At 70.1% G+C, this 10,791-nt stretch carries 9 protein-coding genes and 1 tRNA gene; 7 read left to right on the top strand and 3 right to left on the bottom strand.

All coding sequences use genetic code 11. The features are described from left to right. The first annotated feature begins 68 nt into the window (after window positions 1-68). The 5 genes from GE115_RS03440 to GE115_RS03420 all read left to right on the top strand — a co-directional run bounded on the left by GE115_RS03440 (window position 69) and on the right by GE115_RS03420 (window position 2,811). Window positions 69-153, top strand: a tRNA-Leu gene (locus tag GE115_RS03440). A gap of 103 nt (window positions 154-256) precedes the next feature. Further along, the gene (locus GE115_RS03435) at window positions 257-715 is read left to right on the top strand and encodes a MarR family winged helix-turn-helix transcriptional regulator (RefSeq protein WP_153683427.1); all 459 of its coding nucleotides are present in this window, start codon (window positions 257-259) and stop codon (window positions 713-715) included. 103 nt (window positions 716-818) lie between these two features. Next, complete coding sequence (locus GE115_RS03430; RefSeq protein WP_153683426.1) at window positions 819-1,976, top strand: alkene reductase; 1,158 nt, start codon at window positions 819-821, stop codon at window positions 1,974-1,976. Further along, the gene (locus GE115_RS03425; RefSeq protein ID WP_153683425.1) at window positions 1,976-2,404 is read left to right on the top strand and encodes a nitroreductase/quinone reductase family protein; all 429 of its coding nucleotides are present in this window, start codon (window positions 1,976-1,978) and stop codon (window positions 2,402-2,404) included. Before GE115_RS03430 ends, GE115_RS03425 begins: the two co-directional genes overlap by 1 nt. Window positions 2,405-2,541: 137 nt before the next feature. Continuing rightward, entirely contained in the window at window positions 2,542-2,811 is a 270-nt protein-coding gene (locus GE115_RS03420) for a GlsB/YeaQ/YmgE family stress response membrane protein (protein WP_153683424.1), read from the top strand. Window positions 2,812-2,932: 121 nt separating this feature from the next. On the opposite strand, the gene GE115_RS03415 is transcribed toward GE115_RS03420, so the two are convergent. Further along, on the bottom strand, window positions 2,933-4,831 hold the full coding sequence (locus GE115_RS03415; RefSeq protein WP_153683423.1) for an MDR family MFS transporter: 1,899 nt from the start codon (window positions 4,829-4,831) through the stop codon (window positions 2,933-2,935). A gap of 166 nt (window positions 4,832-4,997) precedes the next feature. Here GE115_RS03415 and GE115_RS03410 point away from each other — a divergent pair, with 166 nt between their 5' ends. Further along, a complete protein-coding gene (locus tag GE115_RS03410; RefSeq protein ID WP_153683422.1) occupies window positions 4,998-5,369 on the top strand; it encodes a hypothetical protein in 372 nt (123 codons plus the stop codon). A gap of 8 nt (window positions 5,370-5,377) precedes the next feature. Here GE115_RS03410 and GE115_RS03405 read toward each other — a convergent pair whose 3' ends face one another. Then, on the bottom strand, window positions 5,378-6,346 hold the full coding sequence (locus GE115_RS03405) for a DUF389 domain-containing protein (protein WP_153683421.1): 969 nt from the start codon (window positions 6,344-6,346) through the stop codon (window positions 5,378-5,380). 256 nt (window positions 6,347-6,602) lie between these two features. Between GE115_RS03405 and GE115_RS03400 the strand changes: the two genes are divergently transcribed. Then, entirely contained in the window at window positions 6,603-8,345 is a 1,743-nt protein-coding gene (locus GE115_RS03400; RefSeq protein WP_312854861.1) for a SulP family inorganic anion transporter, read from the top strand. Window positions 8,346-8,416: 71 nt separating this feature from the next. Here GE115_RS03400 and GE115_RS03395 read toward each other — a convergent pair whose 3' ends face one another. Then, window positions 8,417-10,741, bottom strand: a complete 2,325-nt coding sequence (locus GE115_RS03395; protein WP_153683419.1) for an arylsulfatase — start codon at window positions 10,739-10,741, stop codon at window positions 8,417-8,419. Window positions 10,742-10,791 lie beyond the last annotated feature (50 nt).

The following is a 10,791-nucleotide window of genomic DNA, read 5'->3' as shown; positions in this document are numbered from 1 at the left end:
TGGCTATTGCCGCGATGAGATGTTAGTCTCGGTTGGCTGATGCGCACCTGAATGGTGCGAATCGGTATGCGCAAGTGGCGGAATAGGCAGACGCGCACGGTTCAGGTCCGTGTACCTTCGGGTGTGGGGGTTCAACTCCCCCCTTGCGCACCACGAGCAGAAGGCCCCGCGATGTCGGGGCCTTCGTCGTCTCGCCGCGACCGATCGCCGGTCCGCCGCCTTGCCTCGCGCCTTCCGCGAACCTAGGGTCGGGGAGATGGTCGAGCCCCTGTCCCTGCACGCCGGCCCGCTCAGCCAGGCGGTGTTCCGCACCGCCCGCCTGCACAAGGCGCTGGCGGCGAGATTGCTCCGCGAGGCGGGCCTACGCCCGGGCCAGGAACTGGTGCTCATGACGCTGTGGCAGCGGGGCCCGCAGCGCATGGTCGACCTCGTGCACAGCCTCGATTCGGATGCCCCGACGATGACCCGCAGCATCGCCCGGCTCGAGAAGACCGGCTTGGTGCGACGTCGCCCGTCGGAGACCGACCGGCGCGTGACCATCGTGGAGGCGACGGAGGCCAGCCGCGCGCTGCGGGCGAGCGTCGAGCACGCGTGGGACGAGCTTGAGCGGCGGACCGTCGGCACGCTGCCCGCCGAGCGGCAGGCCGAGATCCTGGCCGCGCTCGCCGAACTCGAGGCGAACCTCTGCGAGATGGAGCGCCCGGCCGGCGACTGACCGCGCCCGAAGAAAGGTGTTCGAACAAGGAATACCTTCGCTGCAATTGGTTGTTCGAACAACCATGGCGGGTGACCGAGCCCGCCGGACAGGAGCAGCGACCATGAGCCAGCAGACGTCGACCCGAACCGGGGCGAATGCGTTCGACCCGACCCGCATCGGCAGCCTCGAGCTGCGCAACCGCATCGTGATGGCACCGATGACCCGCAGCCGTGCCTACGGCACGCTCGCCAGCGCGGACATGGCGACGTACTACGCGCAGCGCGCCGGGGCCGGGCTGATCATCACCGAGGGCATCCAGCCGAGTGCGATCGGGCAGGGTTACCCGGCGACGCCCGGCCTGCACTCGGAGGAGCAGGTCCGGTCGTGGCGGCCGGTCACCGGCGCGGTGCACGCGGCGGGCGGCACCATCGTGGCCCAGCTCATGCACACCGGCCGCATCGGTCACCCCAGCACGACGGATGCCTCGGGCCACGGCGCGCTTACCCCAGTGGGCCCCTCCGCGGTCAAGGCGGCCGGGGGCGTCTTCACGCCCACCGGCCTGCAGGACAACGTCGTGCCCGACGAGCTGAGCGAAGGAGACATCCGGTCGACCATCGCCGACTTCGCCGCCGCGGCCCGCAACGCCATCGCCGCAGGATTCGACGGGGTCGAGGTGCACGGCGCGAACGGCTACCTGCTGCACCAGTTCCTCGCGACGAACGCGAACCTCCGCACCGACGAGTGGGGCGGTGGCCCCGAGAACCGGATCCGATTCGCCGTCGAGGTCGTGCGGGCCGTCGCCCGTGCGATCGGCGCCGACCGCACGGGCGTGCGCCTCTCGCCGAACAACGGGCTCGGCGACACCGCCGAGCCCGACTACGCGACGGTGTACCCGCTCCTGGTCGCGGCCCTCGACCCGATCGGTCTCGCGTATCTGCACCTCGTCGAGGCGGGCGACCCGGCACTCACGCCGACGATCCGCGACGCCTGGAGCGGCGCGCTGATCCTGAACGCCGCCGCCCCAGACCCGCTCGACCATCGCGCGCGCGTCGAACTCGTCTCCGACGGGTCCGCGGACCTCGTCTCATTCGCACGGCTCTTCATCTCGAACCCCGACCTCGTCGAGCGCCTCGCGGTTCACGCCGACCTCGCGCTGCCCGACCTGTCGAAGGCCTACGGCGGCGACCACCGCGGCTACACCGACTACCCGCGGCTCGGCGCGCTCGCCGAATCGGGCGCGGACGCGGACCCGGCCGCGCTCGCCGAAGCGGCCGCCTGATGACCGAGTTCAACCGGCGGGTGATCGCGGAATTCCGCGCGAACCGCGGGCAGGTCGGCGCGTGGGGCACGAACCTGGTGCTCATCCACCATCGCGGCGTCAAGACCGGGCTCGCACGGATCAACCCGGCGATGTCGCTGCGCGAGGGGGACGCCTGGATGGTGGTCGGTTCGGCGATGGGCGCGCCGCGGGATCCGGCGTGGGTGGGCAATCTCCGCGCGGCGCCCGACACCACGATCGAGGCCGTGGTCGACGACCGCATCGAGATCGTTCCGGTCCACGCATCCGAGCTCGACGGCATCGAACGGGCGATCGCGTTCCAGCGCTTCGTGAACGTCGCCCCGGCCTTCGAGGCCTACCAGGCGCGGGCCGGCCGGCTGATGCCGGTGATCCGGTTCACGCGTGCGGCGCCCGCGTCGCGCGCGTAACGCGTCCGGGCGGGTCGGCGCAAGGGCCCGGGCCTGCACGCCCCGCCGTGGTTCGGTGGATGCACCCCCGATCGGACGGGAGCGCCACCACCCACGGCGCGGCAACCGCCGGTCACGAACGAAGGAGCATGCACGACATGGGTTTCCTCGCATTCCTCATCCTCGGCCTCATCGCCGGCGCCATCGCCAAGCTGATCCTGCCCGGCAAGCAGGGCGGCGGATGGCTCGTCACGCTGCTGCTCGGCGTGGTGGGCGCCCTGCTCGGCGGATGGCTGGGCAGCCTCCTCTTCGGCACGGGCCTCGAGGAGTTCTGGGACCTCGGCACCTGGCTGCTCGCGATCGGCGGTTCGATCGTCGTGCTGCTGATCTACGGCCTCCTCACGCGCGGCAGCCGCCGCACGGCCTGACCCGCGGACCACGATCACCGGCGGGGCGCCCGACTCGGGCGCCCTGCCGGCCACGGGTCGAAGCGCGCATCGAGATTCCGAATGGGGGGATCGCGATGCGCGCTTCTTCGTGGTCGGAGCCTCAATCGTCGGCAGCTCGCCGGTGCGACGAGGTGTCGCCTCCGGGCTGCACGATGGCACCCACCTCGTCGGCGGCGCGAGTGGCGATGACCCCGGTGTCGGTGCGTTCGCCGGCCCCATGCGCCGAGTCCTCCGACTCCGTCGCCGCAGCCGCCGCCCGTTCGTCGGCGGCCTCCTGGAGCGCCGACTTGGCGCGCAGGGGCGGCGTGCGGAAGAACAGCGCGAGCACGAATGCGATGAGCACGACGACGAGGGCGACCCGGTAGACCGCGACGGCCGACTCGGTGAAGCCCACGAGGAACGGCTTCGAGAGACGAGGGTCGGCGCCGTTGAGGAACGACGTGTCGTCGAGCGCGTCGCCGCCGACGGATGACTCGGCCGAGCCCGAACCGTCGAACGCCTGCTCGATCTGCGGCAGGGCCTCGTCGACGACCTGGGCGCGCTGGGCGTCGTCGGAAAGGTCGACCTGTGGCGGCAGGTTCGCCGTGATCGGCTCGACGATCGGGGAGTAGATCGTCGCCATGATCTGCTCGTTCTCGGGCGCGGTCGCGACGGCCGGATCGAGTGCGGCATCCAGTGCATCGCTCAACGTCGCCTCGTCGGACAGCGAGCCGGTGATGTTCTGCGGCATGACCGTGAACAGGAGCGAGAGCAGCACCGCGGTGCCGAGCGTGCCGCCGATCTGGCGGAAGAACGTCGAGGCACTGGTCGCGACGCCCATGTCCCGCAGCCCGACGGAATTCTGGCTGGCGATCGTCAGCGTCTGCATGAGCTGCCCCAGCCCCAGCCCGATGAGCAGCATCGCGCCGGCCATGAACCAGTACGACGAGTCGTACCTGAGGAACGTGAGCGTCAGGAACCCGCCCGACAGGAACAGGGTGCCGAGGATCGGGAAGATGCGGTAGCGCCCGGTGCGCGCGATGATCTGCCCACTGCCGATGGAGGCGACCATCATGCCGAGGATCATCGGCAGCATCTGCAGGCCGCTCTCGGTCGGCGTCGCGCCGAACACGAGCTGGAGGAACAGGGGGATGGTCATCATCGCGCCGAACATGCCGAACCCGACGAAGACGCCGATGACGGTCGCCATCGAGAACGTCTGCGAACGGAACAGCTTCAACGGGATGAGCGCGTCGTCGCCCATGCGAGCCTCGACCACGACGAAGGCGACCAGGCCGAGCCCTCCGACGACATAGCAGGCCAGCGCGAGCGGGCTGCCCCAGCCCCAGTCGCGGCCGAGCTCGGCGACGAGCAGGAGCGGCACGAGCCCGACGATCACGGTCGTGGCGCCCCACCAGTCGATGCGCACCCGGTCGTGCTCCGACTTGGGAAGGTGGAGGAACCGCATGACGACGGCCAATGCGACGATGCCGATCGGCACGTTGATGAGGAACACCCAACGCCAGCCGGCGATCCAGAGGATCTCGTCGGCACCGGCGAACAGGCCGCCGACGAGGGGGCCGATGAGGCTCGAGATGCCGAACACCGCGAGGAAGTACCCCTGGTACTTGGCGCGTTCCCGCGGCGCGAGCATGTCGCCCATGATCGCGAGCGGCATCGACATCAGGCCGCCGGCACCCAGCCCCTGGATCGCCCGGAACGCCGCCAGCTCGAGCATCGACGTCGAGAACGTCGCGAGGAGCGAGCCGAGGATGAAGATGACGATCGCCGCGATGAACAGGGGCCTGCGGCCCCAGATGTCGGAGAGCTTGCCGTAGATCGGGGTCGAGATCGTCGAGACGATCAGGTAGGCGGTCGTCACCCATGCCTGCTGGCTCAGCCCCTGGAGGTCGTCGCCGATCGTCCGGATGGCCGTACCGACGACGGTCTGGTCGAGGGCCGACAGGAACATGCCGGCCATCAGGCCGAAGATCACGAAGAGGATCTGCCTGTGGGACATCAGTGGTGCCGAAGCCGCGGCCTGATTCGCCATCGATCTCGATGCTAGACCTCGGCCTTCGCCGGCGTCGACCGGTGGCGGGCTCGCCGCCGCGAGGTACCCGGTCGCGCGCCGCTCAGGGGAATCCCTCTGGCCGCGCGGGCCGAACGCGCGTACGGTCGAGCGCATGGGGAAGCTGATCGAGAACCTGGCGGAATCCGTGCCCTCCTGGGGCGCGAAGGTGGCGTACGGCGAGAAGACCACGGTCGACGGCAAGGAGCTGGTGCCCGTCGCGCTCGTCGGCTTCGCCTTCGGCGGCGGCGAGGGGGCGGGCGAGATGCCCGACACCGGCAAGGCCGTGACCGGCACGGGCGAGGGCAGCGGTGGCGGCGGAGGCGGCTACTCGGTGCCCATCGGCGCATACATCGGCGGGCCCGACGGGCTGCGGTTCCGGCCCAACACGATCGCGCTGGCCGTCGTCGCGGTGCCGCTCGTCGCCGCGCTCGGCACCGGGCTCGCGATGATCATCGGCGCCAGCCGGATCGGTCCCTGGCGCTGATCCGGCGACTATCCCGCGTCCCCGCCCAACGGCACCCGGTAGGCGGGGATCAGCTCGAGCGTGACGTCTGCGGGCTCGACGCCCTGCGCGCGCAGCGCGTCTTCCAGAGGGCCCGTGTCGGGCAGGGGCGGCGTGCCGGTGACGGTCACCGTCGCGTGGGAGCCGTCCGCCTCGATGCCGGCCAGCTCCCAGCCCACCTCGCCGACCCAGGGCTCCACCGCGGTGCGCACCGAGCTCTCGAGGAGCGACTGGTCGGTGAACCGGACCGATGACACGGCCAGCGGAACGCCGATCACCGCCAGTGTGATGACGACCGAGGCGATCGCGCGACCACCGCGTCCCCAGCCGGCACGGGTTCCGTCGCCGGGATCGAGCGCGGCGACGGCGCCGATGCGGTAGCCGAGCAGCACGATGACCCCGGTCGCGAGGATCGCGGCCACGTTCGCGACGAACAGCAGCAACGCGCCGAGCGCCTCGGTGAACGCGCCCGACTCCATGGCGAGCCCGACGACGGTGAGCGGCGGCACGAGCGAGATCGCGATCGCGACGCCGGGCAGCGTGTCGGAGATGTCCTTGCGGATGAGCGCGATCGCACCGACGAGGCCCGTGGCGAGGGCCGCGAGCAGGTCGATGAGGCTCGGCGTCACGCGCGAGGCGACCTGGTCGTTCGTCGCGGCGACCACGGGGGGAGCGACGAGCAGACCGACGAGGTATCCGATCGCGATCGCGGCGGCCGCGCCACCGATGACGAGCGTCCAGCACCGCAGCAGGTTGGCACGGTCGCCGAGCACCGTGGCGAGCACGACGCCGAGGATCGGCGTCATCAGCGGCGCGACGATCATCGCGCCGATGACGGTCGCCGTGGAGTCGCCGACCACCCCCGCGGCGGCGATCACGCTCGCGAGGCCGAGCAGGATCCAGAAGCGGCTCGAGCGCTCGGTGAGCGTCGGTCCCTCGAAGAAGACCGATGAGCGCATGTCGGCGACGGTGTTCACGATCCCCCACGGATGCCTCCGGCAGGATCCGCCGGAGCCCGGCGGATCCGACGCCGGCTGGATCGAGTATGCCGTCGCCCGACGACCCGGGCGCGTGACGACACGCGATCGCATCCGCCCTTGCCCGTCACGGTCCCGTGCGTCAGAGTCGAGAACGACGCGGAGCGGGCGGGCTCGCGTCGGAAGGGGGAGCGGTGTGACCGATCCGGAGTCCACTCGGGAGCCGGCGGAGCCGGCCGTGACATCCGGTGCATCGCGCATCTCGCCGCTGCAGCGCCTGCGCGGCGCCGCGACGGGCGCCGTCGGTCGCGCGACCGCGCGCGTGCGCCCGGTGTTCAGCCGCAAGACCATCGGGCGCGATGCGGTCGCCGGCACGGTCCTCGGCGTCGAGTCCGTGCCCGACGGGCTCGCGGCCGGCGTGCTCGCCGGCGTGAACCCGCTCGCCGGCCTGTACGCCTACCTCTTCGGCATGCTTGGCGCGGCGTGCTTCACGAGCAGCACCTTCATGGCGGTGCAGGCGACCGGTGCGATGTCGCTCGTGGTCGCCGACACCGACCTCGCCTCCCGGCCCGACCCCGACCGAGCGCTCTTCACGCTCGCGGTGCTCACCGGCGTGATCATGGTCGTCGCGGGCGTGCTGAAGGGCGGTCGGTTGCTGCGGTTCGTACCCACGGCCGTGATGACGGGATTCGTCACCGCGGTCGGCGTGAACATCGTGCTCGGCCAGCTGTCGAACTTCACGGGCGCTGAGGGCGAGGGCGGCAACCGGGTGATCCGGGCGTTCGACCTGCTCGTGCACTTCTGGAAGTTCGACTGGCCGACGACCCTCGTCGGCGCGGTCACCCTCGGACTCATCGTCTGGCTCACGCGCACCCGGCTGGGCTCGTTCGGTCTCGTGATCGCCGTGGTCGCCGGCTCGCTGCTCGCATTCGCGTTCGACGCCTGGATCGGCTGGGAGGTCGCGGTCGTCGCCGACATCGCCGACGTGCCGGCCGGCCTTCCCGCGCCCGTACTGCCGAACGTCGAGGACGTGCTCGTGCTCCTGGTGCCCGCGCTCTCGCTCGCGTTCGTCGGCCTCGTGCAGGGCGCGGCGGTCTCCGCGGGCATCCCGAATCCCGACGGCCGCCAGTCGGATGCCTCGCGCGATTTCGTCGGGCAGGGTGCGGGCAACATCGCGGCCGGGGTGTTCCAGGGAATGCCGGTCGGCGGGTCGATGTCTGCGTCGGCGCTGATCACGGCGGCGGGCGCGAAGACCAGGCTCTCGCTGTTCATCGCCTCGGCGGTGATGGCCTTCGTCGTGCTCGTGGCATCCGGTGTCGTCGCGTACGTCGCCATGCCGTCGCTCGCCGCACTGCTGATCGTCGTCGGCGTCGGATCGATCAACCCGGCCCGCGTGCAGTCGGTGCTGAAGACCGGCGTGGTGCCGACCACGATCATGGCGGTCACCTTCGTGCTCACGCTGATCGTGCCGCTGCAGTTCGCCGTGCTGATCGGCGTGGGGCTCGGCATCATCCTGTTCGTCGCGAAGCAGTCGAACCGGCTCGCCGTGCGGCAGATCGTGATCGAGTCCGACGGCCGGCGTCGCGAGCAGGAGCCGGTGCCGGTCATCGGGGCGAACCAGGTCATCATGCTGCAGCCCTACGGCAGCCTGTTCTTCGCCAGCGCGCCCGTGTTCGAGGCGCAGCTGCCGCGCATCGAGGCGACGACCCGGTCGTCGGTCGTCATCCTCCGCCTGCGGGGAATCGACCAGTTGGGCCTGGCACTGGTCGGCGTGCTCGAACGGTACGCGCGAGCGCTCGCCGAGCACGAGTCGGCCCTGCGGGTGATCGTGACGAACGAACGCGTCGTCGCCGAGATGGCGGCGGGCGGACTGATCGAGGTGATCGGCGAGGAGTCGGTGTACCGCGGCACCGAGTGGATCGGCGACTCGCAGCGCCGTGCCTACGCGGATGCCACGGAGTGGGTCGTGTCGGGCAGATGACGAAGGCCCCGGCCGGCCATGGGGGACCGGCCGAGGCCTCCGAGTGCGGGGCGTGCCCTCGCGCGCGAGCGCTACTCGCGCGCGAGCGCCGCGAGCGCCTCGAGCTCGAGGTCGAGGTACTGCTCCTCGCTGATGTCGATGCCCACGCCCAGCAGCTTGCCGCCCGAGAACGGGAACGGGTTCGTGTACTGGCTGCTCACCGCGTCGGCGCTGTCGAATCCGACGCAGAGCCCGTCGCCGCACAGCGTGAACTTGCCGATCTGCGTGCGCATCGGCCCCTCGGCGACGACCTGGTCGTCGACGTAGAGCTTGCACGTGCCGATCGACTCGCCGTGGTCGCCCGCGCGCTCGCGGATGAACTCCATGCCCAGCGCGTGCGGCCCGGGAGCGAGCTTCCCCGACGTGAACGTCTGCTCCGGCGGGATGCCGAGGAAGTTGTACACGTAGTTGAGGTTGCCGTCCTTGATGAACAGCGCGTGCCCGCCGAAGCGCGAGCCGTGCGCGAACAGGATGCCCTGCGCGTCGTCGTCGATCACCACGTCGGCGATGATCTTGTACGAGCGGCCGCGCACGTTCACCGCCACCGATTCCGGGACCGAGGTCGTCCCGGGGTAGTACACGTACCGGGTGCGCGGGGGCTCCGCCTGGGGGCGTTCGATGGTCAACTGCTCGCGCGCGGGACGATCGTCGAGCGGGTAGACGAAGTTCTCCTTCGCCTCCACTTCGAACGCCTCGATGAGCTCCTGCAGCTTCTCGGGATGCTCGGCGGCGAGGTTCTTCGACTCCGATCGGTCGACGTCGACGTGGTAGAGCTCCCACGTGTCCTCATCGAACCGGCCGTGTCCGGTCAGCGGCGCGTGCAGGGTCGAGGCCTTCCAGCCGTCCTTCCAGATGCCGCGCGTGCCGAGCATCGAGTAGTACTGCACGTGCTTCTCGGTGGGCGCGTCGGGCGCCGAGTCGAAGGAGGACTTCATCGAGACACCCGGGAGCGGCCGCTGCTTCACGCCGCGGTACACGTCGGGGAACTCGATGCCGATGACGTCGAGGATCGTCGAGACCACGTCGACCGAGTGGTGGTACTGGTGGCGGATCTCGCCCTTGGCCGTGATGCCCGCGGGCCAGTGGATGATCATCGGGTCGCACGTGCCGCCCGAGAACTGGGAGTAGCGCTTGAACATCTTGAACGGCGTCGAGAACGCCGCCGCCCACCCGGTGGGGTAGTGGTTGTACGTCGCGTTCGAGCCCAGCGCGTCGATCTTGTCGAGGTTCTCCTGCAGGTCGTCGGGGAAGCCGTTGAAGAACTTGTTCTCGTTGACCGACCCGTCGGGGCTGCCCTCGCCGGATGCGCCGTTGTCGGCGCAGTAGAAGATGAGCGTGTTGTCGAGCTGCCCCGACTCTTCGAGGTAGTCGATCAGCCGGCCGATCTGCACGTCGGTGTACTCGCTGAATCCGGCGAACACCTCGGCCATGCGGCTGAAGAGGCGCTTCTCGTCGTCGGAGAGCGAGTCCCACGGCTTGACGTGATCGGCGGGGTTCGCCTGGTCTTCGGGCATCGGGTCGAACTCGGTGAGGACGGTTCCGGCGGGCAGGATGCCGCGCTCGATCATGCGCCCGAGCACCCAGGTGCGGTAGGCGTCGTAGCCGTCGTCGAAGAGGCCCTTGTACTTGGCGATGTACTCGTCGGGAGCCTGGTGCGGCGCATGGTTCGCGCCGGGGCAGAACCAGGTGAACCAGGGCTTCGAGGGGTTCGAGGCGTTCTGGTCGCGGATCATCCGGATCGCCTGGTCGGCGAGATCCTTCGAGAGGTGATAACCCTCGTCGGGCGTGTACGGCGCCTCGATGAACCGGTTGTCCTCCACGAGGTCGGGGTACCACTGGTTGGTCTCGCCGCCGAGGAAGCCGTAGAAGCGGTCGAAGCCCATCGCGAGCGGCCACTGCGACTTGCTACCGCCCGAGGAGATGTCTTCTTCGGGCACGTTGTGGTTCTTGCCGACCCAGAACGTCGAGTAGCCGTTGTCCTGCAGCACCTGGCCGATCGTCGCGCACTCGGCGGGGATGCGCCCCGAGTAGCCCGGGAAGCCGTTGGTGCCCTCCATGATGACGCCCATGCCGTTGGCGTGGTGGTTGCGGCCGGTGAGGAACGTCGATCGCGTCGACGAGCAGATGGACGTGGTGTGCCACTGCGTGTAGGTCAGGCCGTTCGCCGCGAGGCGGTCGAGCGTCGGCATGTCGATGCGACCGCCGTAGGGCGACCACGACGCCATGCCGGTGTCGTCGTACAGGATGATGAGCACGTTGGGTGCGCCATCGGGCGCCTTCGGCAGCTCATACGGCGACCAGTCGGGCACGGAGTCCCGGATGTCGTGTTCGATCTTCCCCGAGAATTCCTTGGGCATGACGATGATTCCCCCATTCGCCGCGGCGCGCCGCGCTCCGCTTCGACCGT

This window comes from Agromyces agglutinans, from assembly GCF_009647605.1.
Taxonomy (GTDB): domain Bacteria; phylum Actinomycetota; class Actinomycetes; order Actinomycetales; family Microbacteriaceae; genus Agromyces; species Agromyces agglutinans.
This window is presented reverse-complemented; position numbering and strand designations above follow the sequence as displayed.

Bases quoted from the DNA above. Each gene is read 5' to 3' on its own strand.
- GE115_RS03435 (WP_153683427.1), top strand. From the start codon at position 257: ATGGTCGAGCCCCTGTCCCTGCACGCCGGCCCGCTCAGCCAGGCGGTG.
- GE115_RS03430 (WP_153683426.1), top strand. From the start codon at position 819: ATGAGCCAGCAGACGTCGACCCGAACCGGGGCGAATGCGTTCGACCCG.
- GE115_RS03425 (WP_153683425.1), top strand. From the start codon at position 1,976: ATGACCGAGTTCAACCGGCGGGTGATCGCGGAATTCCGCGCGAACCGC.
- GE115_RS03420 (WP_153683424.1), top strand. From the start codon at position 2,542: ATGGGTTTCCTCGCATTCCTCATCCTCGGCCTCATCGCCGGCGCCATC.
- GE115_RS03415 (WP_153683423.1), bottom strand. From the start codon at position 4,831: ATGTCCCACAGGCAGATCCTCTTCGTGATCTTCGGCCTGATGGCCGGC.
- GE115_RS03410 (WP_153683422.1), top strand. From the start codon at position 4,998: ATGGGGAAGCTGATCGAGAACCTGGCGGAATCCGTGCCCTCCTGGGGC.
- GE115_RS03405 (WP_153683421.1), bottom strand. From the start codon at position 6,346: ATGCGCTCATCGGTCTTCTTCGAGGGACCGACGCTCACCGAGCGCTCG.
- GE115_RS03395 (WP_153683419.1), bottom strand. From the start codon at position 10,741: ATGCCCAAGGAATTCTCGGGGAAGATCGAACACGACATCCGGGACTCC.